This is a genomic window from Candidatus Melainabacteria bacterium, from assembly GCA_016193285.1.
Taxonomy (GTDB): Bacteria; Cyanobacteriota; Vampirovibrionia; order 2-02-FULL-35-15; family 2-02-FULL-35-15; genus JACPSL01.
This window is the reverse complement of sequence record JACPSL010000025.1, coordinates 17,841-39,094: the sequence shown is the minus strand read 5'-3', so window position 1 is coordinate 39,094 and position 21,254 is coordinate 17,841. Positions and strand designations below refer to the sequence as shown.

The window sequence follows — 21,254 nt, the reverse complement described above, 5'->3', positions numbered from 1 at the left end:
TAATCAGGCAAGGTATGGGAATTGAAAATTTAATATTTGTGGAATTAATTAATGAATAAAAACTGTGAAACTTGATTAACGCGTCTTAATTGCAATACAGTAAAAACCTTACCCCTTGGTGCAGAGATTATTAATGAAAAAAATCAAGCAAAAATCTTGATGAAGTAATTACTACTGCTGAAGAAATTCCTTTTTAAAAATTGATAGCTAGTGAGTTAAGTGGGGCAGGGATTTCACAATCTCTTTAGCTTTCTCAAGCAAAATATTTTTTTCTTCATCCTTATACTCAAACAAATACTTTTCTAGAGTAGAAAGCGGGTTTGTAATTAAATTAGAATCAAGTTCTGAAATTCTATAAGTCCTTTCCTTATTAACAATTTCACTCTGAATTAAAAATGCAAAACTGTCACTTAGTAATTTTTTTATTTGTGTTTGATTAATTAAACCAGCATTTTCTTCATTTATTTTATATTTAACCCTAACAATAGCTCCTGCTTCTTTTTTGCTTTTAACTTCGTTGACTTCGTTAACTTTATTTTCAAAATCTAATTGTGGATTTTTGCTATTTGTTAAATCACAATTTATAGTTATAAATTTCCTTGGATTTGTAGAAATAAACTTGTGGTTTACTTTACCTTTTTCTAGTTCTAAATATATAAAACCTTTATCCTCGTTTTCTTCGCTAAAATCTACCCTTTCCAAGGAGCCTGCATATAAAATTAGTGGATTTTCTTTTTGTAAAACCTGATGACGGTGAATATGCCCAAAGCCTACATAGTCAACTTGTGTATTTTGAAAAATACTTAATGGGTAACTTAGAACTTTACCAATGGATAAATCCTGCTCTGAACCAAATTGTGCAGTTTCTATAGTCCCGTGTCCAATTAAAATAGAAGGAGATTTAGGATCTAATTTTTCAATCATTGCGCTAATTGCTTCTTTTACTTTTTGAATCATTAATTTATCTTGCTCTTTTAAATTTAAGTTTCTATATTCATCCTTTATTAATAATCTGCTCTTTGTAATGTGAGGTAGAGTAATTACTTGAACAATTCCATTTCTTGTTTCAATATTTTTTAATTCAATTTTATTAAATACTGTTACATGCTCAATTGATAATGTACTGTAAATATCAAGGGTATCCGATCCATCAATCCTGTATAAAATGTCATGATTACCTACAAGCAAAATTGTTAATATTTTATTTTTGGAAAGTTTTTTAATCCTTTTTGCAAACTCTCGTTGATACACAGGTTCAGGAGTAGCATGTTTATATGTATCTCCTGTAAAAATAACCATATCTACTTTTTTATCAATTGCAAAGTTTACAGGTTTATCTAAAGCAGAAATAAAATCTTCAAACCTTCTATGTAGTCCAGTCTCTGGATTTAAAGAGCCATATCTTTCTCCAGAGCCAAAATGAAGATCACTAAAATGAACAATTTTTATCATTAGTTGCTGGTCTATAGTCTATAGTCTATGGTCTATGGTCTATGGTCTTTCTCATATGCTATATTTTACCTTATGATGTTTTTAAAAAAATTACAAAAGAAAGACTGGGAAGAAGTAAATTTTGGACAAGTAAAAGGATGGCAATGTAATGATCTATTAGAATTTAATAACTTAAAACACTTATTTACCGGTAAATCAAATGACTTAAATTTAGGTAAACATCAACCAACTGTATTTCCTGAAAAAAGTGTTGACAAAAACAGGGAAGTATTGTGTAAAAGCCTGGACTTAAGTTTTGAATCTTTAGTAGTACTTCCAATTGTTCATTCAGATAATGTCTTAGTTTTAGAAAAAAATACTAAAGAAGTTACTGAATCAGATGCTGTAGTCACTAATCTTATTAACATTCCAATTTTAATAACAGCTGCAGATTGTGTACCAGTACTTCTTTATTGTCATGAAAAAAGATTAGTTGGTTTAGTGCATGCAGGATGGAAAGGAACCAGTAAAAGAATTGTTGAAAAAGCTGTTATTGCTATGCAAGAAAATTACCTAGCTAGACCATCACAAATTATTGCAGCAATAGGACCTGCAATAGGTCAAAAAAATTATGAAGTAGGTGAAGATGTTGCAAATCTTTTAATAGAAGCATGTGAAGCAGATGAAATAGTTAACACAGAAGGACTTAAACCTAAAGTAGATTTAAAACTAGCAAACTACATTCAACTAGAACAAGCAGGAGTTATGAAAATCTTTACTTCTGAATTAGACACAGCTCTTCATCATAGTTTATTTTACTCTCAAAGGATTCAAGGCAAAAGAGCTGGCAGGCAAGGTCTAATTGCATGCTTGGTTTAAACACATACTTCATATTTGATATCTTGTTGCTCTTCCCATACCAATTCTGTTAACTCTTTTTAAATCTAGCAACTTGGTGAGTATTTGATTTACTGTAGGTCTAGGAATCTTAAGTTTACTTTCTATCATAAGTGGTGTAACTTCCCCTTGTTTTTGAATAAACTGCCAAACTTTCATTTGTTTCTCTGAAAGAATAACTTCTATATTATCTTCTGAAAGTAAACTAATTGCTTGATTAGACTGTTCAAGCAAAACGTCAAAAAAGAAATCTAACCAAGGCAATATATTTTCCCTCTTAGTTTTAAAAGTCTTTTGAGTTTTTCTTAAAGCCAAATAATAATCAGGTTTGTTGTCTTCAATTATCTTTTCATGTGAAACATAAGGCATGTATAAATATCCTGCTCTTAAAAGAAGTAAATTAGTTAATATTCTAGAAATCCTTCCATTACCATCTTGGAATGGGTGTATTTGAAGAAACTCTACTATGAAATTTCCTGTTACTAAAAGCGGATGAAAAGACTCACTTTTTAAACTTTCTTTTGTCCATTCAACTAACTCAAGCATTTCTTTTGGGGTTAAATAAGCTGATGTAGTATTAAATAATATTCCTACTGATTCTCCAGCTTCATTTATCATTAGAACTTTATTTTCAGTTTTCTTATATTCACCTCTGTGTAATTTATCTTTTTCAACATATTTTAGAAGTTCTTTATGAAAATGCTTAATTGCACTTTCACTAAACCCGATGGTTTCCCAAGAATTAAATATATTTTCTAAAAGTTCATAATAGCTTTTTACTTCTTGCTTATCTCTGTCAGAGAATTTTTGCATTGAAAGACCCCTAAGAAGTTTTTCTATGTCTTTGTCTGTTAATTTTGCTCCTTCAATCCTTGTAGATGCACCAGTTGATGTAACTAGGACTGACTTTTTTAGTCTTCCAAGTATTTGAGGATTTAAATTGACCCCACCTAACCATCTACCTTTTAGTTCATCAATCTTAGCTATTTTTGACCATATTGAAGATGGTAAATTACTTATTCTATTGTCAAACCTTTGTTTTAGCATAATCTAATGTAATTATACCCTGACTATATAAGATTATATAGGATTATATAAGATTGTGGTTTAAGCTACTTCCGCTTAGTTTAAACACATACTTGTTGTATTTCTCAATTTTTCGGTTGATTAATTTCAATCCAATAAATTAAGCAGACATCACAGTAGCCCAATCTCTAGAACAAAGTGATTTATTAATATCCTGAAAACATTTCGTTTGAAATGTTTAACCTTCTCCCTTAACTTTTTCAAATGCAGCAATTATGTTTTCTTGGGTTAAAACTTCTGGTGCATGTTTTTCAATAGCATCTTTTATTTGTCGTGGACTTAAATCTTTTGCAGCTAAGGCAAGAGATGAATAATTAAGTTCACCGTTTATTTTTTTCACTTGATCTAGATCAACCAAATATGTAATCCTACCTCGTAGTGATTCAATCAGCTCAGTATTTTCACGCAATTTACTTCTGCTCATTTCCATTTTTAATGGATTAAGCATATCTTCAATGCTTACTTTATCTTGAGTGCTGTTTGCAACTTGATTAAATGTACTTGTAATAACCGCAGGAGTATAATCTTTAACAACTTGTCCTACTGCAGCATAATTCTCAGGCCTATCTACTTTCCCGGAAATCACATAGGGCTCTAAAAAGTGCCTTGCTAAAGCTTCTCCTTGTTGTGCATCAAGTGGTTTATGAAAAGAATAAAAATGATGACTAAATCTATGTGGTCCTAGCATAGCCTCGCTAATTTTTGTATATAATTTTAGCTCTGCTTTTAAGCTGTGCCCCCCCTCATCAATTGAATTAATTTCTTCTTCACTCAAAGATGGCTCGGATGTGATAATTACAGGTATAAACTTCTTATCTCTATCTGAAAGAGTGCTTAGAAAATATCCTGTAAGATTTTTCTGAGCACCTTCTGGAGTAACGCTAAAGCCACGATCACATTCCCTAGTATAACTACAATTTAATTTCTTCCATATTTTTTACCCGCTCATATTTAAATTTAGTTCTGGCATCTTTAGTTGAAAATCTCCAATTAATAGTGACCTTCTTTTCATTAACATAAGTATTCCAAGCTTTTGTTTTCTTTTTCAAAGATTCAATATCTGGAATTCGTGATTTACCTAAGCATTGTCTTGCATACATGTTAATAGCAATCTCTGCTTGGTTCAGCCAACTCCCATGCTTAGGTGTATAGTGAACTTCGAATTAAATCCAGCACTAATTAAATGCACTAGCTCTAATGACATAAGTATAAAAGCAAATGCACTTCTAGCAATTGCAAACAACATTAAGTGGGGAATTGTTCCAGAGTTATCTGGCTTGTTAGTTACTAATATTTCGGATCAGCATGCTGCAGTAAGAGCAAGTGCCTTACTAGGAGTTAAACATTATTTAGAGCAAGTATGTATGTCTGAACCAAATCTAGAACAGCTGATTAGAAATAACGTACATGACAGAGATGAATCAGTTCGAACAAATGCTCTTTATGCTTATGGCAATGCCTTTATTAGGTTGCCTGTTTTTGATCTGCAACCTGGCGATGTGGAATTATTGTTGCATATTGCTTCTAGAGATACTTATGAACCAGCAAGAGCAGCAACTTATGCTTTGTCAGTAGTAGTAAATAAAGATATAAGTAAAACTGAAAGAGTAGAGTACGAAGATAGAATTGAAATACTGTGTACAATTTTTGGTGGTTGCTTGCCTGAGGAAGATGATAATTATGATAGAAGTATTAAACTGGCTTTAAGCATCTCAGAACAAAGATTTGAACTGTGGAAAATGTCTGTGGTGCAAGAAAGTGTACCTTCTGCTCTAGCTTTAAAACGCTTTGCGATTAGAGATGAATTACACAAGGGTGCTATAAAGCAAATATCTTTAAGAGCAAATGATTTATACCGAGAACTTTTAACAGCTGGTGAAACGATTAAATCTCTTCAGGCAATGAATCTTACTTTAGAATTAAAGTTACAAAGAGAAAGAGAAATAAGACAAAAACTAGAACAAACATTAACTTCATTGGCAATGAGATACGATCAGCTTTACAATATTTATAACCCTTCTAATAAGACTTCAAGTAAAATGGGCTCAAAGGTAATATTGTGGCTCCTTGAGCGTTGTCTCAAAGAGCATGGTTTTTATATCCCAAGGATGATAAATGATTTAAGAGCTAAGTTAATTATTGGCTACACAGTTAAGGGACCAATACAAAAAAGTTTTGGATTACCTGAGGCACTTTCATGGAGAGAAGTTAAAAAAACAATAGAAAGAAACTTTGATATGTTTGAGACGGTCTAATTGCATGCATGGTTTAAACACAAGTATTTAAAATATCTTTAATTCTACTTACCTGGAACACTTTATAAACTGAAGGGTGTACATTAATGATTTGAATTTTTACATCTAAACTTTTAGCTTTATTTACAAAGTTTTCTAATCTCTCTAAAAAATAAACAGAAATGAAATTAATCTTTTCAAAGTTTAATGAGATTTCTCTTTTATCAAGTAATTGATTTTCTAAACTGTTAAAGGTAGAACAGATAACCTCTCTTGAAGTCGTTTCATCACTAATAAGCATTTTTAAAAATTTCCTCTAATTCTTCTATAAGTGGCATTCGTGGATTTGTTCTTAAACTTAGATCATTTATAGTTTTATTTACTAAGTCTGGAATAGCTGCTAAGTATTCATTTAATTTTATTCCTAACTCTGAAACACACCTTGGTAAAAGTGATTTTGTAAGAAGATCTTTTACCTTTTCTTTTAATGAATTTACTAGTTGTTTTACATTGTCTTCTGTACAATCAAGATATCTTGCTATCTCAGCATATTTTTCATGTGCAATATATTTTCTGTAATTAGAAAAAGGCATGAATTTTTTTGGCATTCCAGAATTGTAGTCAATTGTACTTAAAAGAAATACTGCATTTGCTCTACCATGTGGTATGCCAAATTGTGCACCTAAAGCATGTGCAAGTGCATGATTAATTCCAACAGAAGCATTGCTAAATGCCATACCTGCTAAAGTTGCTGCATTATGCATTTTTTGTCTTGCTTCTAAGTTGTTTGGATTTTCTACAGCAATTGGCAACCATTTGTTTATTATTTTTATTGCTCTTAAGCAAAGTGCATCAGTAAAGTCTGATGAAAAAATTGAAACAAAAGCTTCTAATGCATGAGTAAATGCATCAATTCCTGTGTCTGCTGTGGCTTTTATTGGTAAATTTTTTACTAACTCGGAATCAACAATTGCTATATCAGGTGTTAAATTGTAATCAAAAAGAGATACTTTTAAATTATTTTTTTTATCAGTGATAACACATGCCGGACTAACTTCACTGCCAGTTCCACTTGTAGTAGGTATTGCAACCAACCTTGTTTTTCCAAGTAAGGGGAAATTAATTGCTCGTTTTCTAAAATCAACAAAATCAACTGCCAGGTCTTCAAATTTTATATCCGGGCACTCAAAAAATAATCTAATTGCTTTACAAGCATCAATTACTGAACCACCACCAAATGCAATAAAATAATCTGGTGCAAAATTTGTAAGATATTTTAAGCCTTTGTCAATAATATCTTTACTAGGTTCTGGTTCTACCTCACTAAAGACTTTAAAATTACAAGCAGGTGGTAAACTTTCAATTACTCTTTTTAACAGGCCTAATTTTTCCATTGTGTTGTCAGTTACAATAAAAGCATTTTTAGCATCTAACGTTTTTAGTACTGATAATGCTCCTGAGTTAAAATGAACTTGATTTGGGATTCTAAACCACATTGACATGATTTGTCTTTGAGGAACTCTTTTTATATTTAAGAGGTTATAGATATTAACATTGTCGGTAGTACTATTACCACCACCTGTTCCACAACCAAAACTTAAAGTAGTAGAAAGATTATTATAAAAACCCCCAAGTCCTCCAAGTGAAGTTGGCTGGTTAACAATAATTCTTCCAGCATTAATTAGTTCTTGAAACTTTGTAATTACTTTTTCATCTTTTGCAAAAATACCTGCTGTATGACCTGTACCTCCAGCATGGTTTACAAGCAAGCATTTATCTAATGCATCTTCTTCTGAAGTGGCTTTTAAAACTCCAAGGACTGGCATTAATTTTTCTTGTAAAAGAAGATGATTTTTTTGAAATGAATCTATCTCACAAAGTAAAATTTTTGTTTCTTTAGGTACAGAAAAACCACTAGCTAAAGCAATTTTATGAGCTTCTTTTCCAACAAACTTATAATTCATTTTTTCAGTTTCGATGTCAATAACAGTAGGGGTTAATTTTTTCATTTCTTCTTCTGTACAAATGTAACAATTTAATTTTTTAAACTCATTTAGTAAAAAATCATAGATCTCTTTATCAACTACTAGAGTTTGTTCAGAAGGACACTCAGTACCATTATCAAATGTTTTTGAAATGCAAATATCCATAGCTGTACTTGCAATATCACAAGATTTGTGAACATAAACAGGTGTATTCCCGGAACCTACTCCAATAGCTGGTTTTCCACTACTGTATGCAACTTTAACCATTGTAGTTCCGCCTGTTGCAAAAATTAGATCTACTTCCCTATGCTGCATTAAATAATTTGTTTGTTTTCTAAGTTTTGAATTTCTTTTTAACCAGCCTATACAACCTTCTGGTGCACCTGCTTCTAAAGCTGCTTTATATAAAATTTCAGCTGTGTATGCAACACATTTACTAGACATTAAGTGCGGACTAAAAATAATTGTATTTCTAGTTTTTAATGAGATTAAAGATTTATAAATAACTGTACTAGTTGGATTTGTAACAGGTGTTAAAGCACCAATAACACCAATTGGTTCTGCAACTTCAACCATTTTTTCATCTTTAATTTCCTTAATTACGCCTACTGTTTTTTTGTCTTTAATCTGATGATATAAAAATTCACTAGCAACTATATTTTTTAAAACTTTATCTTCAAATAACCCCATTCTTGTTTCACAAGCAGCAAGTTTTGCAAAATCTTTTGAATGATTAATTGCAGCTTTAGTTACATTAAGAACTATTTTGTCTACTTGTTCTTGTGTGTATTGAGTAAAAACTGCACAAGCACGTCTTGCTTTTAAGAGAAGCTCATCAACATTTGGGAAAAATTCTTCCTGGATAAAATTTTCTTGTTTTTCACTTTTTTCACTAGTGGCAAATCTCATAGCCATAATAGTTTACCTTTAAAGACTAAAAGATTTTTATAAATACATTTTAGACATTAGAAAGATAGAACTAAATTGTCAGTTATTTTCCTTGTTGATAAATGTCGATTAGTAATTTTATTGTTTCTTCAAAACCGGAGGTTTCATATATGCCTTGTTGTAAAAATGAATCTATTACAGGTTTTAATAAAATAGCTTTATCAATTCTAGGATCTGAGCCTTTTTCATATGCACCAATTGCAACTAAATCTTCAGCACTATTGTAAGTAGCCATCATGTTACGTATAAATGCACTAGCTTCTTGATGTTCCTTATTAGCTAACTCTGGGAAAAGCCTGCTTACACTGTTTAAAATGTCTATAGAAGGATAATGATTTCTAGCTGCAATTGTTCTAGATAAAATAATATGACCATCTAATATTCCACGAACTGCATCAGCAATTGGTTCATTAAAATCATCTCCTTCAACAAGTACTGTATAAATTGCTGTAATTGCTCCTGCCTTAGATCTGCCTGATCTTTCTAATATTTTTGGCAGCATTGCAAAAACAGAAGGTGTATAACCTTTCATAGTTGGTGGTTCACCGACTGAAAGGCCAACATCTCTTGCTGACATTGCAAGTCTTGTAACTGAGTCTGCCATAAGAAGAACATTTTTCCCTTGATCCCTGAAATATTCTGCAATTGAAGTTGCAGTAGAAAGACATTTAACACGTAACATTGCAGGTTGATCTGATGTAGCAACAACAACAACAGATTTTTTTAAACCTTCTTCACCTAAACTTACTTCAATAAAATCCTGAACTTCTCTTCCTCTTTCACCAACTAGTGCAATAACATTAACATCAGCATCTCCATATCTTGCAATCATACCTAAGGTAGTACTTTTTCCAACTCCTGAGCCAGAAAATATTCCAATTCTTTGTCCAACACCAAGAGTTAAAAGTCCATCAATAGCTCTTATACCTGTAGCAAAAACTGTATCAATCCTTGGGCGGCCATAAGCTTCTGGTGGCTTTGCATCTAAAGCTCTTGGTACTAAAGTTCCATCTAATTCTTTACCATCTATTGGTTTCCCAAAAGTATCAATTACACGTCCAAGTAAACTTTCCCCAACAAGTACTTCTATTGGTCTGCCTGTTTGAATTATTCTGCTTCCTTGATGCACACCAGCACCATCAACTAATAAAAGTAAGAGTGAAGTTTCTCCTCTGAAGCCAACAACTTCACTAGCTTTTATTTCACCACGATCCGTAATCACATGACATAATTCTCCAACCATTGCACCAGGAAGTTTTGCTTCTAAAAGTAAACCAACTACTTTATTTACATAACCAGTCCACTTACGAAGCTCGTTCTTACTAAGCAAGTCTTGAACTTCTCGATTCAAATCTTTTATATAATTTTCATTAACTAAATTATCCATTAGTCCTATCCCCGTCTCGCTATCTCGCCGTCTCGCCGTTTCGTTCTTATGCGGCTGATGCTGTCTGTTGAGCTTCAGCACCAATTGTTTCTAATACTTGAACATTAAAGTCAGGAGAAAGCTCTGCATAAGACAAAACATGTATGTGTGGATCAAACTGTTCAAGCAATCTGTATAATGGCAGTCTTAAACCAGGCCCACAAATTAAAACTGGTTTTCTACCATATCTTTCGTTAATTCTTTTAGAGGCTTTTGAAATCATTGTAACTAATTGTTGAATTTGAAGTGGATCTAAAATTAAGACAAGATTATTTTCAACTCTTTGCAATGACTCTTCAAGTTTACGTTCTGTTGCTGGATGGAATGCCATTGAGTAAATTTGTTTTTCAGGTGTTGCAAACTCAAGACAAATTTGTCTACCTAAAGTAATTCTTAATTTTTCTGACAAAAGATCAGGATCTTTAATTCCAACACATAAATCTTCTAAGCGTTCTAAAATATATTGAACATCTCTAACTGAAACTCTTTCTTTAAGTAAGTTTACAAAAACACGTCTTAAGTCACCAAGGCTAATTAAGTTTGGTACTAAACTATCTACTATTTGTGAATCTCTTTGTTTTGCTTGCTCAAGTATTTTCTTTACGTCTGCTTTAGTTAAAAGCTCATCAATATTTCTTCTTGTAACTTCGGCCAGGTGGGCAGTTATTACTCTTACTGATGGTGTTGCTGGAAACTGCCAGTCAATTTGTTCAAGATAGTCTGGATCAATCCAGTAAGCTGGTTCTTGTAATGCTGGATCCCATCCAGGAAGTGCGCCTGGAGGTGGTTCTGAATAAATCCTGTCCCAATATTCCCTGAGCACTAACATCCTGTCTGGATAAGCTTCACTTGAAGCAACAGTTGTATCTCTTATGACAATCCTGTACTCGTTTGGACTTAAACTTGGAGCATCCATAATTCTTACTGAAGGTAAAATATATCCAAGGTTTAAAGTTAGCTGGTGTCTAAGCGAGGCTATTTCAGGAACAAGAGTACCCTGCCTGGCTGGGTCTGCTATGTCTAGTAAATTTCTTCCAACCCAAATAGCAAGATTGTCTACTTCTAATAATGAATACATCATATCAGGACTACTTGGATTTACTTTTGGTTCAGATGCAGCTTGTTCTTCTGTTGCTTTTAGAGCTTGTGCTCTTTGAGTAAAAACATAAGCAGCCATACTGCCAACGATTAATGAGAGAACTATAAAAGCAGGAGTTGGCAAACCTGGTAAAAATCCAATTAAAAATAAAAGTCCGGATGCAAGTGCTAATGCATTTGGCCTGTTCATAATTTGTGTACCAATATCTTGTCCTAAACTTTCAGCACTTGATGTAGATCTGGTTACAATAAGGCCAGCTGCAATAGATAAAATTAGTGCAGGAACTTGAGCAGATAGTGCATCACCAACAGTTAGTAATGAATATTTATTTGCAGCTTGGGCAAGATCTAAACCTCTTTGTGTAACTCCAATAGTTAAACCTGCAGTAATATTTACAATAGTTATTACAATACCTGCAATTGCATCTCCTTTTATAAACTTACTTGCACCATCCATTGCTCCATAAAATGAAGATTCTCTTTCTAAGTCTGCTCTTCGTTGCCTTGCTTGATCACTTGTAATTAGTCCTGCATTAAAATCTGCATCAATAGACATTTGCTTTCCAGGCATTGCATCTAATGCAAATCTTGCTGATACTTCAGCAATTCTTTCAGCACCTTTAGTAACAACAATAAACTGTACAACAGTAATAATAATAAAGATAATGATACCTACTACTAAGTTTCCACCTGCTACGAATTGTCCAAAAGCATTTACAACTTCTCCTGCATAGCCTTGTGACAAAATTAATCTTGTAACAGCAATGTTTAAAGATAAACGTAATAAAGTTGTAATTAAAAGTACTGATGGTAAAACAGCATAATCAAGTGGCCTTGCAATATACAAAGCAATACCTAAAGTAACAATTGCAAAAGAAATATTAGTAGCTAATGAAATATCCATTAGCCAAGGAGGTAATGGAACAAGTATTAGTAAGAGTAATCCAAATACTACTCCACCAACTATAACTTCACTTATAAGATTTTTTCTATACACAATTTAAGTTTTAAGTTACAAGTTTCAAGACTTACAACCTTCCACTTATAAGTCTTATACCTAATTCTCAAGATTCATATTACCTTGTTATTGTTAGGCATCTAATAATCTAATAATATGAAGGTAATAAAATGTTTAAAAGAAGTGGTTTTATCATCAAATTTGCCTTAAATCATCGATTTATCCCTAGGGGTAGCTCTTCATTAACATTTACTGATTCTTTTATTTGGTAAGTCTTTTTGTTCTGAGATTCAAAGTATGTTCTCATAAGTAAGTCAGCAAGTATTCCCATAAGTAACAGTTGCATTCCAACAATAATAAACACACTAGCAAAAATTAAAAGTGGGGTATGGTCTAAATCAATATTTTTAAAGGCCTTTAAATACAATGACCACATTATAAGTACAAAAGAAAATACAAATGAACTTAGTGAAAATCCTCCAAAAAAGTAAATTGGTTTTGTTGAAAAGTCAGATAAAAACTTTAGTACTAAAAGATCTAGTACAACTTTATAAGTTCTATTTAATCCATATTTTGATTTTCCAAAAATTCTTGATCTATGATTAACCTCAATTTCAGCAACTTTTGCTCCGTTCCATGAGGCACATATAGGTAAGAACCTGTGTAACTCTCCATATAATCTAACTCCATGTAAAACATCTCTTTTGTATGCTTTTAAAGAACAACCATAATCATGTAATTTTATTCCTGTAACCCAGGAAATTAATTTGTTGGCAAGCATAGAAGGAATCTTTCTGTCTAATGTTCTATCCTGTCTGTTTTTTCTCCAGCCACTTACTAAGTCATATCCTTCTTCAATTAAGTTTAATAACTTTGGTATGTCATTTGGATCGTTTTGTAAATCCGCATCAAGTGGGATGATTACATCACCAATTGACTCATCAATTGCTGCTAATAAAGCTGCACTTTGACCGTAATTTCTTCTTAGTCTTATTACTTTTATGTTTGAATTTTTTAAAGCTGCTTCTTTTAAGAGGCTAAAAGAATTGTCCTTACTCCCATCATCTACAAAAACCACTTCATAGTTGTACTGAAAACTTTTTAAAAAATCTTCTAGCTCATCAAGCAAGACTTTTAAACTAGTTTCTTCGTTGTATGTAGGTATGACAATAGAAACTTTTTTAATTGTATTGTGCATTGTTTTTTAGTTTATCAAAGAAGTATTACAATGTAAAATATTAATTAATGATAAAGACCATTATCTATGAACAAGAAGAAGATTTAAGAAAACGTCTTTCAGTAGAACTTTGTGATAATTTTGTCCACAGGCTTAACCCAGCTCAAACAAAAGAAATAAAAATTGGTGCACTTATTGCAATTAAAAATCTTATTAAAGAATCAAAAATCTATGATTCATTTTTGTTTAATTATCTTATTGACACAATAGTTGATCCAGATAAATTAGTTCGAGAAATAGTAGCTAAAATTATTAAAGATGTAGTAACAAACCTAGATGTTTACCAAGAAATAATAGAACTGCTTGAAATTAAGACAAATGAAACAAAAGGTGAAGTAAAGTTAGAGATTAAAAAGTTGTTGAAGGCAGTAAAAAAATAAATCTTAATCTAATTTCCTGTTATTGTTTCTACCACTTCAGGATGTGGCTTGATATTGTTTGTCTTGCAATAATCTAAATATTCTTTTGAGCAGTAAGAAAATATTTTTTCAAATTTACTTTTGTTTTCCATATCAGATAAATAACCTTTTAAAACAGGTGGCAATGATTTAATTGGTTTTGATTCAATTCCAATTTCTTTTCCATAACATATTTTTCTTAAATGACTTAAGCATTTTTTAATATTTGTTTCTTGACCTGAAAGAATCAGTGAAACTGAATCTGGTCCATAAGCTAAAGCTGGTGCAATATTTATTAAAATAACTTTGTAATTGATAAAAAGCTCGTATAAATCTTTTCCTAAGAAATCAATAAGCTTCTGTGAAGTAATGATCATTGCATGAATTATATTGTTTGGGTTGTTATATCTTTTCACCACCAATATTATAAAACACGATTTGTTTGCTACCACTCTATACCTTTGGTATATCCTTTGTAATGTTTGTATGCTTTACCTTTAACAACTGTAGATGCCATGTCTACTAGCCAATCTGGACATAAGTGTCCAGTTACTATAAGGGATGTTTTAGGGTTTAAGGATTTAAAAATTGGTGTAGCTATTTTTTCTGATATTCTTTGTTCTTTATGATAAAGAAGATCTGTAATTTCATCTATACAGAGAACGTCATATTTACCAGATGCTATATCTATTGAAAATTGTTTTATGCCTTGATCAAGTTTTAATTGATCATTAAGTGTCCAGCCGTCTGGATCTCCAAAAAACCTAAAACTACCATCATCTCTTATTCGTGATGTGCCTGCAAAGAAAAAATCAAAGTGGTATGGAAATTGTAATTTTAGTATTTCATAAATTTTTGACTCGCTTGTATTTTCTGGACATTTTGAAAATAATATAATCTTTACTTTTAAATTAGCACCTAAAGCTCTTAATATAATTCCATTAAGTGCTGTTGTTTTACCTGGAGCATATCCTAAATAAAGCCTTATCTTTTCTTTTTTTTCTAAAGAATTTTGTTTAAGGTATTCCTCAAGCAACAATCTGCTAGCTTCTACATCTATCTTAGATTTTATTTCCTTACTAGAAAGACCAGCTTCTCTTAAATTTTCTTCAGCAATAAAACTACTTAATCTTTCATCAATAGTTTGAATTGAAATATTTATTTGTGTCTTTAATTTTTTAATAAAAGCTTCTATATTGTTAGCCATTTTGCCCTTTGATTTATCCATATTGTAGGCCATGCCAATAATAATCAACTCTACATCTTTTTCAATGATTATTTTATTTATATGAGAAATCACATAATTTATTTCTTTATTTTCAATTACTCCATAAGGAAAAGCAAAAGACTTATTCTCGTCAGAAATTGCAAGTCCAATTCTTTTTAATCCATAGTCTATTGATAAAATGCAACCCATAATACTATACTTACAGCAACTCCCAAATTTAAAGATTCTACTTTACCACTGTGAGGTATTGTAACTACTTCATCTGCTATTTCTAATAATTCTTGCGAAAGACCTCTTCCTTCATTTCCAAATAAATAAAGAAGAGGCTGGTTTAAGTCTAGTTCTTGAATTGCTTTACCTTTTTTAGAGCTTGTTGCTATGATTTTATATTTTTTTTCCTTTACAATCTTCTTAAGATTATCAATGTCTTTAAGACTTACTACTGGTAAATTAAATAAAGCACCAGCACTGGAACGAACTACTTTTGAACTATATGGGTCAACTGAGTTACTCGATAAAATTACTCCACCAGCTCCGAATGCTAATGCTTCCCTTATTACTAATCCTAAGTTACCAGGATTTTGAATGTTTTCTAGAAAGATTAAATTTTTTTCATCCGTAAATAAATTAGATAATTCAAAAGTAGGTCTTTGAGCAAGTGCAATAACTAAGTCATCTTGAGTAGGCTTACTTTCAGTGTTATATAAAGAAGATAAAAGTTCATTATTAATAAAAATTAAATCATGCTTCTTAGTATTTAAAATATTTAAATACAAGTCCTTGTTTTTTTTATCAAGATAAACCTCTGTAAGTTTAATAGGACTGTTTATAGCTTCGATTAGTAATTTTCTACCTTCTATAAAAATTAAATTAGTTTTCTCCTTGGAGATTTTTTTTAATTTCTTATATATAGAATTTTGCCTGCTTGTTATTTCTAAAAGTGCTTCTTTATGAGGTTTTTGTTTGTTTATCACTATTTGATTTTAACAATATTTTTTCAATTAAATTAAATAATTCAATAGGACTAAAAGGCTTTGTTAAGAAGTAATCTGTTCCTACTGAGATTGCCCAATCACGATCAGATTGTTGGCCTTTTGCTGTAAGCATAATTATAGTAATTTTTTTTGTCTTGGAATCATTCTTTAGTCTTTCACAAACCTCAAAGCCACTTAATCCTGGCATCATTACGTCAAGCAAGATTAAATCAGGCATTTCACTTTGAGCTTTTGACAAAGTTTCAGTTCCATCAGATGATTCAATAATTTCAAAAGACTTGTTAGCACTTAAGGTAGCTCTTACCAAAAGCCTTAAAGAAGGTTCATCATCTGCAATTAATATCTTTGGCATATTACTACCTCTTCTTATTATAACTACCACAAAACAGTTTCTGATTATCCAAAAATGACTTTTGGAGTGTAAATTGATATATTTTACTTATTTGAGATAATTAACAATGATGGCTGGTGAAAAGTTAAACTTAATCCTTGGTTTCCACTCCCATATTCCACTTAGAGTTTTAAAAGATAATACATACCATGAAACAATAAGAAATTACTTAGGCATAATTGAGTTTTTAAAAAGTTTTAAATCAATTAAAACCAACTTTCATTTTAGTGGTAGCTTAATTACATACTTAGACAAATATTCTGAGAGCTTTTCACAAAACATAAGAAGTCTTCTTGATTTAAACCAACTTGAACTTTTAGGTGGAGGAATATATGAACCCGTTTTCCCTTTTATACCTAAGGAAGATAGGCAAGTACAGCTTCTTTTAATGAACAGGATATTAGCTCATTTGTTTGGCTATACTCCTAGTGGTGCATGGATTCCTAAGTTTGTATGGGAGCCTACACTTGCTTTAGATTTAGCAAAATCAAGGATGCAGTATACCTGCCTTTCAAAAGAATATTTCACTCCATTAGGCATAAATGAAAAGGAACTTACTGGATATTACATAACAGAAGAAGAAGGAAGAAAGCTTGCAATTTTTCCAATTTCTTATTGCTTAAACAGTCTAACTGAAAGGTTTACTCCAGAAGAAGCAATTAATGATCTACTTAAGTCATACAATCATCAAGATACAGAGTCAGACTCAGCTATTGTCTTATTTTATAACAATCCAATATTAGAGATGAGTAAACTTAATTGGCTAAAAAGCTTTATACAAAATATAGACAAGAAATCAGATTTAATTGAGACTAAGTTATTAAATAATTATTTTACAAAGACTAAGCCTAAAGGAAGAATTTATTTGGGTGCATTTCAAGATGTAGATCTTCATAATGGTTCTAAGTTATTAAAACATTTCTTATTAAGACATCCAGAAGCAAACTTATTACATAAAAAAATGCTAAGAGTAAGTAAAAAAATTAATTCTGCCAAGGAAGGAAAATCAAGATTTAAGGTGATTAAGGAAATGATAAATCAAGCTCAGGATTTATTACTACAAGGGCAAAGCAATGATGTGTATTGGGATAGCTTGTTTGGAGGAATTTATTTGCCTGAAGAAAGACAAAATACATATGCAAATTTAATTAAAGCTGAAAATCTTATAGATAGTGCTTCTAGACAAGGTACAAAATGGATTCAACTGTCAGAAATAGATTATGACTGTGATGGAAACGATGAAATTATCATAGAAACTGAGACACAAAATATTTATATTTCTCCTGCTTTAGGAGGAACTATTCTTGAACATGATTATAGGCCAAGAAATATAAACATCACAAGTACAATTTCAAGAAAAGAAGAACCATATCATAATACAGAAGTTAAGACAACGAATGGAAATTTAATTTACGATAAATATTTAAAATTAAGTTTAATTGACCATTTTTTATCAACTGATATAAGTCTTAAAAAATGCAAATCAAATGAATTAGATCATTTAACAAAAAAAATATTTTCTCCTTATATTGTTGAAAAAATAAAAGCTAAAGAAGAAACATGTAAAATAAGCTTTTTGTCTGATATTAAGCTAATAAAAATTACAGGCAATCCAGAAGTCCAGTTACAAAAACAAATAAGTACTAGATCGGGTGATTCGTCAGTACTTATAGACTATGCCTTAATTAATAAAAGCACAGAATCAATTAGTTTTATCTTTGGGGTAGAGTTTAACATAAACTTATCACCTATTAATGAATGTAATTGTTATATTGATGGAGAGCCAAATAACTCACAAGAGAGCAAAAATATAAAACAATTTTTAATCCAAAATAAACTACATAAAATCAACTTCTCAATTTCCTGGACCAAGGAGTCTACTTTGTTCCAATATCCACTTGAGACAATCATACTTAAAGATCAAAAGCTAGAAAAAATTATACAAGGAATAACTTTATTACCAACTTGGCTTGTCAAGCTTGAACCTGAACCAAGCATTCCATGGGAGCTTTCAATTAAACAAGAAATTAATAGTTCTCAAGAAGAAATATAGTTTTAATGTACATTTTAGGCGGAAAACTAAAAGGAAGAAAACTTGCAAACTATAAAACAAGATCAATAAGGCCAGCAATGGCTCTTGTAAGAAAATCAATTTTTGACACAATTAGTAATCACATACAAGGAGCAAAAGTTCTAGATTTGTTTAGTGGTAGTGGTGTGCTTGGAATTGAATCACTAAGCAGAGGAGCAAAAGAACTAACTTTGATTGATTCTAATAAAGATGCTATTAGACTAATAAATAAAAATCTTGAAATTTGTAACTTAGAAGCAAAAGTTATATTTGGGGAATTACCAAAGATATTACATAAAAAACAGATATTAGCTCAAGAGTTTGATTTGATTTTTATTGATCCTCCTTATGGTTCTTGTAATGTGATTGAAAACATTCTTGAAATTATTACCTCAAATAAGATCCTTGCAAAAAGCGGACTTATTTCAATTGAGTCTGAAACAAAAAGTAAATTTTTAATTCCACATCCACTGAAGATTTACAGAGAAAAAAAATTTGGAAGTACTAGAGTATACTTGTTATATGCCAGTTGATACAAAATTTATTGGAAGGGAATACAAGCCAGTTACTTATGTAGTTGGTGAAGAAAAAATAAAAGAATATGCTCTTGCTGTTGGTGACTTAAATCCTTTATATTTAGATTCTGATTTTGCAAAAAAGTCTAGATATGGCTGTGTTATTGCTCCTCCAATGTTTGTAGTTGTATTTGCCAAGGAAGTACTTGTAAATCTTTTTAGTGATGGTAAGTTAAAGCTTGATATGCTTAGGCTTGTTCATGGAGAACAAGAATTCAACTTTCATAAAATTGTTAAAGTAAATGATATTATAAAAACAAATTCAAAAATTAAAAATATACATCAAAAAAATAATAATGACTTTATAGAATTAGAAACAAAATCTTTTAATCAAAAGGATGAATTAGTTGTTGAAGGACTTTGGACATTTATTGTTCGTGGCTAGAGACGCTCCGACGGAGCGTCTCTACTTCTTTTTATTCCTAAATACAAATTTTAAAGGGCTTCCAGAGAATTCGAAGTTTTTGCGAATCTCCTTTTCTAGAAATTTTAAATATTGCTCATTTACTAATTCTGAATCATTTACAAATAAAACTATTTCCGGGGGTCTTATATTTGCTTGAGTAGCATAATAAATTTTTAATTGTTTGCCTTTTTTTGCTGGTGGAGATGTTGCATGAATAATGTCTTCTAATACTTTATTTAATTTACCAGTTGAAATTCTGTTTTGATAGTTTTTATTTACTTCATCTATTAAAGCCCATATCTTTTTAATATTTTTGTTTTCTGTTGCACTTGTAAATAATGTCTTTGAATAATTTATAAAATGAAGATCATGTAAGATTGTTTCTTCTTTGACATTTTCACCAATCAAATCACATTTATTAATTAAAATAATTGAGGCTTTATTCCGTCTTTTTATTAACGAAGCAATTTTTTGATCTTGATCAGAGATTCTTTCTGTAGCATCTACTACTAACAAAACAATGTCAGATCTTTCAATTGCTTCTACAGTTCTTGTGGTTGCATATCTTTCAATATTAGAAGATACTTTTGATTTTCTCCTTAAACCTGCAGTATCAATTAATAAATAATCTTTCTTATTAAATGTAACTTTCGTATCAAGAACATCTCTTGTTGTACCAGGTACAGGTGTAACTATTGCTCTTTCTTTTCCAACCAAACAATTTAATATGCTAGATTTGCCAACGTTTGGTTTACCAACAATTGAGGTTTTAATTTCGTTTTCAATGTTATAGAGACGCCTCATTTGGGCGTCTCTGCCGGATGTAATCACATCTAATATGTCAGCAAGGCCACTAGATCCAGAAAGTGCAGAAATCGGATATGGTTCACCTAAACCTAAAGAATAAAATTCATAAATATAACTTAACTGTTTTTCAGTATCAATTTTGTTGACTGCAAGAAATAATTTTTTTTTATCTTTGATTTTTCTAAAGAACCTTGCAATTCTTTCATCTTCAGAAGTTATGCCACTTGTTCCATCTACCATAAAAATAATAAAATCAGCTTCATTAATTGCTAAGTAAACATGCTTTCTTACTCCTGAAATAATTTCATTACTTTTAAGTTTTGAATCTTCAACTAAGCCGCCAGTATCTATTAAAGTAATATTTTTACCATTCCATTCAAGATCTGCATAAAGCCTGTCTCTTGTAACACCAGGAAGATCATCAACTATTGACCTTCTTTCTTTTATAAGCCTGTTAAACAATGTAGACTTACCAACATTTTGTCTTCCAATAATAGCAACTGTTATGTTTTTGGTTTTAGTAGTCATGAAGATTTTAAATTATAACGCTACAATTAGAACTATGTCTATTGTTCTTGAGTACAAAAGCATTGAATATAAAACCAATATAATCTTATGGGATAGAGATTCATATTTTATTGATTTTAATATTTACTGGGTAAGACTAGTTGGAAGTATAGCTCAAAGAGTTGCTGAAAATACTACTGAAAACTGGCCTAAGTTTAATCAAATAAGAAATCAGACAATTAAACTTCTAGGCATTAATTCAGGAAATAGTATTCCTTGCTTATCAAGTCCAATACTAAACCTTCCTGTAAGTGTTTTCTCATCAATGCTTGCAGTTGGATTAAAAGATTTTTTAAGTGAAAAAACCCTTGACGAACTAAATGATTTATTTCATCTGATTGTTGGGAAAGTACTTGATGAAAATAAAATCTATATAAAAGACTCAATAATGAAAACAAGCTTAGAAAAAGTTAAAGGATTAAATAAAAAAGCAAAACATATTCTAATAACAAATGACTTAGAAGAAAATAATAATCTTTTTATTAAAGAAGGACACATGGAAAATTTCTTCCAAGA

Annotated in this window: 20 protein-coding genes; 6 read left to right on the top strand and 14 right to left on the bottom strand. The window is 30.9% G+C overall.

The genetic code is table 11. From position 1 onward, the window contains the following. Positions 1 to 207 precede the first annotated feature (207 nt). Positions 208 to 1,452 carry an exonuclease SbcCD subunit D gene (locus HYY52_05375; GenBank protein ID MBI2996120.1) on the bottom strand — a complete coding sequence of 415 codons (1,245 nt, stop codon included), beginning with the start codon at positions 1,450 to 1,452 and terminating at the stop codon, positions 208 to 210. Between the two features lie 72 nt (positions 1,453 to 1,524). Here HYY52_05375 and pgeF point away from each other — a divergent pair, with 72 nt between their 5' ends. Then, positions 1,525 to 2,310 carry a peptidoglycan editing factor PgeF gene (gene pgeF, locus HYY52_05370; protein ID MBI2996119.1) on the top strand — a complete coding sequence of 262 codons (786 nt, stop codon included), beginning with the start codon at positions 1,525 to 1,527 and terminating at the stop codon, positions 2,308 to 2,310. Positions 2,311 to 2,319: 9 nt separating this feature from the next. On the opposite strand, the gene HYY52_05365 is transcribed toward pgeF, so the two are convergent. From HYY52_05365 to HYY52_05355, 3 genes are all read right to left on the bottom strand, one after another. Continuing rightward, positions 2,320 to 3,375 carry a Fic family protein gene (locus HYY52_05365; GenBank protein MBI2996118.1) on the bottom strand — a complete coding sequence of 352 codons (1,056 nt, stop codon included), beginning with the start codon at positions 3,373 to 3,375 and terminating at the stop codon, positions 2,320 to 2,322. A gap of 217 nt (positions 3,376 to 3,592) precedes the next feature. Beyond that, complete coding sequence (locus HYY52_05360; GenBank protein MBI2996117.1) at positions 3,593 to 4,189, bottom strand: hypothetical protein; 597 nt, start codon at positions 4,187 to 4,189, stop codon at positions 3,593 to 3,595. Between the two features lie 136 nt (positions 4,190 to 4,325). Next, positions 4,326 to 4,541, bottom strand: coding sequence for a hypothetical protein (locus HYY52_05355; GenBank protein MBI2996116.1), 216 nt, complete (start codon positions 4,539 to 4,541; stop codon positions 4,326 to 4,328). A 24-nt stretch (positions 4,542 to 4,565) separates the two neighbouring features. Here HYY52_05355 and HYY52_05350 point away from each other — a divergent pair, with 24 nt between their 5' ends. Continuing rightward, positions 4,566 to 5,669: a hypothetical protein gene (locus HYY52_05350; GenBank protein MBI2996115.1), complete on the top strand. Its 1,104-nt coding sequence runs from the start codon at positions 4,566 to 4,568 to the stop codon at positions 5,667 to 5,669. Positions 5,670 to 5,682: 13 nt separating this feature from the next. Here the strand turns inward: HYY52_05350 and HYY52_05345 are convergent, their stop codons facing one another. The 5 genes from HYY52_05345 to HYY52_05325 form a co-directional block, all read right to left on the bottom strand. Further along, complete coding sequence (locus HYY52_05345) at positions 5,683 to 5,949, bottom strand: hypothetical protein (GenBank protein ID MBI2996114.1); 267 nt, start codon at positions 5,947 to 5,949, stop codon at positions 5,683 to 5,685. Further along, positions 5,939 to 8,542, bottom strand: coding sequence for a bifunctional acetaldehyde-CoA/alcohol dehydrogenase (gene adhE, locus HYY52_05340; protein ID MBI2996113.1), 2,604 nt, complete (start codon positions 8,540 to 8,542; stop codon positions 5,939 to 5,941). Before adhE ends, HYY52_05345 begins: the two co-directional genes overlap by 11 nt. An 82-nt stretch (positions 8,543 to 8,624) precedes the next feature. Beyond that, entirely contained in the window at positions 8,625 to 9,941 is a 1,317-nt protein-coding gene (locus HYY52_05335) for a FliI/YscN family ATPase (protein ID MBI2996112.1), read from the bottom strand. Positions 9,942 to 10,014: 73 nt separating this feature from the next. Further along, on the bottom strand, positions 10,015 to 12,102 hold the full coding sequence (locus HYY52_05330; protein MBI2996111.1) for an FHIPEP family type III secretion protein: 2,088 nt from the start codon (positions 12,100 to 12,102) through the stop codon (positions 10,015 to 10,017). A gap of 172 nt (positions 12,103 to 12,274) precedes the next feature. After that, a complete protein-coding gene (locus tag HYY52_05325; protein ID MBI2996110.1) occupies positions 12,275 to 13,261 on the bottom strand; it encodes a glycosyltransferase family 2 protein in 987 nt (328 codons plus the stop codon). A gap of 47 nt (positions 13,262 to 13,308) precedes the next feature. Between HYY52_05325 and HYY52_05320 the strand changes: the two genes are divergently transcribed. Then, on the top strand, positions 13,309 to 13,680 hold the full coding sequence (locus tag HYY52_05320) for a hypothetical protein (GenBank protein MBI2996109.1): 372 nt from the start codon (positions 13,309 to 13,311) through the stop codon (positions 13,678 to 13,680). Between the two features lie 8 nt (positions 13,681 to 13,688). On the opposite strand, the gene HYY52_05315 is transcribed toward HYY52_05320, so the two are convergent. The 4 genes from HYY52_05315 to HYY52_05300 are packed head-to-tail and all read right to left on the bottom strand — an operon-like array spanning position 13,689 to position 16,273. After that, positions 13,689 to 14,114: a hypothetical protein gene (locus HYY52_05315; GenBank protein MBI2996108.1), complete on the bottom strand. Its 426-nt coding sequence runs from the start codon at positions 14,112 to 14,114 to the stop codon at positions 13,689 to 13,691. 29 nt (positions 14,115 to 14,143) lie between these two features. After that, entirely contained in the window at positions 14,144 to 15,115 is a 972-nt protein-coding gene (gene ruvX, locus HYY52_05310) for a Holliday junction resolvase RuvX (protein ID MBI2996107.1), read from the bottom strand. Further along, complete coding sequence (locus HYY52_05305; protein MBI2996106.1) at positions 15,094 to 15,900, bottom strand: RNA methyltransferase; 807 nt, start codon at positions 15,898 to 15,900, stop codon at positions 15,094 to 15,096. Before HYY52_05305 ends, ruvX begins: the two co-directional genes overlap by 22 nt. Then, positions 15,875 to 16,273, bottom strand: coding sequence for a response regulator (locus HYY52_05300; protein MBI2996105.1), 399 nt, complete (start codon positions 16,271 to 16,273; stop codon positions 15,875 to 15,877). The genes HYY52_05305 and HYY52_05300 overlap by 26 nt, the downstream gene beginning before the upstream one ends. Positions 16,274 to 16,379: 106 nt before the next feature. Between HYY52_05300 and HYY52_05295 the strand changes: the two genes are divergently transcribed. From HYY52_05295 to HYY52_05285, 3 genes are read left to right on the top strand one after another with little or no spacing between them, the layout of a single operon-like run. Continuing rightward, a complete protein-coding gene (locus HYY52_05295; GenBank protein ID MBI2996104.1) occupies positions 16,380 to 18,365 on the top strand; it encodes a DUF1926 domain-containing protein in 1,986 nt (661 codons plus the stop codon). A gap of 5 nt (positions 18,366 to 18,370) precedes the next feature. After that, positions 18,371 to 18,916, top strand: coding sequence for a 16S rRNA (guanine(966)-N(2))-methyltransferase RsmD (gene rsmD / locus HYY52_05290; protein ID MBI2996103.1), 546 nt, complete (start codon positions 18,371 to 18,373; stop codon positions 18,914 to 18,916). Beyond that, positions 18,906 to 19,343 carry a MaoC family dehydratase N-terminal domain-containing protein gene (locus HYY52_05285; GenBank protein ID MBI2996102.1) on the top strand — a complete coding sequence of 146 codons (438 nt, stop codon included), beginning with the start codon at positions 18,906 to 18,908 and terminating at the stop codon, positions 19,341 to 19,343. Before rsmD ends, HYY52_05285 begins: the two co-directional genes overlap by 11 nt. Positions 19,344 to 19,364: 21 nt before the next feature. Here HYY52_05285 and der read toward each other — a convergent pair whose 3' ends face one another. Continuing rightward, the gene (gene der, locus HYY52_05280; protein MBI2996101.1) at positions 19,365 to 20,699 is read right to left on the bottom strand and encodes a ribosome biogenesis GTPase Der; all 1,335 of its coding nucleotides are present in this window, start codon (positions 20,697 to 20,699) and stop codon (positions 19,365 to 19,367) included. Positions 20,700 to 21,254 lie beyond the last annotated feature (555 nt).

Coding starts and splice junctions, on each gene's coding strand:
- HYY52_05375 (MBI2996120.1), bottom strand. CDS start 1,452: ATGATAAAAATTGTTCATTTTAGTGATCTTCATTTTGGCTCTGGAGAA.
- pgeF (MBI2996119.1), top strand. CDS start 1,525: ATGATGTTTTTAAAAAAATTACAAAAGAAAGACTGGGAAGAAGTAAAT.
- HYY52_05365 (MBI2996118.1), bottom strand. CDS start 3,375: ATGCTAAAACAAAGGTTTGACAATAGAATAAGTAATTTACCATCTTCA.
- HYY52_05345 (MBI2996114.1), bottom strand. CDS start 5,949: ATGCTTATTAGTGATGAAACGACTTCAAGAGAGGTTATCTGTTCTACC.
- adhE (MBI2996113.1), bottom strand. CDS start 8,542: ATGAGATTTGCCACTAGTGAAAAAAGTGAAAAACAAGAAAATTTTATC.
- HYY52_05325 (MBI2996110.1), bottom strand. CDS start 13,261: ATGCACAATACAATTAAAAAAGTTTCTATTGTCATACCTACATACAAC.
- HYY52_05320 (MBI2996109.1), top strand. CDS start 13,309: ATGATAAAGACCATTATCTATGAACAAGAAGAAGATTTAAGAAAACGT.
- ruvX (MBI2996107.1), bottom strand. CDS start 15,115: ATGGGTTGCATTTTATCAATAGACTATGGATTAAAAAGAATTGGACTT.
- HYY52_05300 (MBI2996105.1), bottom strand. CDS start 16,273: ATGCCAAAGATATTAATTGCAGATGATGAACCTTCTTTAAGGCTTTTG.
- HYY52_05295 (MBI2996104.1), top strand. CDS start 16,380: ATGATGGCTGGTGAAAAGTTAAACTTAATCCTTGGTTTCCACTCCCAT.
- rsmD (MBI2996103.1), top strand. CDS start 18,371: ATGTACATTTTAGGCGGAAAACTAAAAGGAAGAAAACTTGCAAACTAT.
- HYY52_05285 (MBI2996102.1), top strand. CDS start 18,906: ATGCCAGTTGATACAAAATTTATTGGAAGGGAATACAAGCCAGTTACT.
- der (MBI2996101.1), bottom strand. CDS start 20,699: ATGACTACTAAAACCAAAAACATAACAGTTGCTATTATTGGAAGACAA.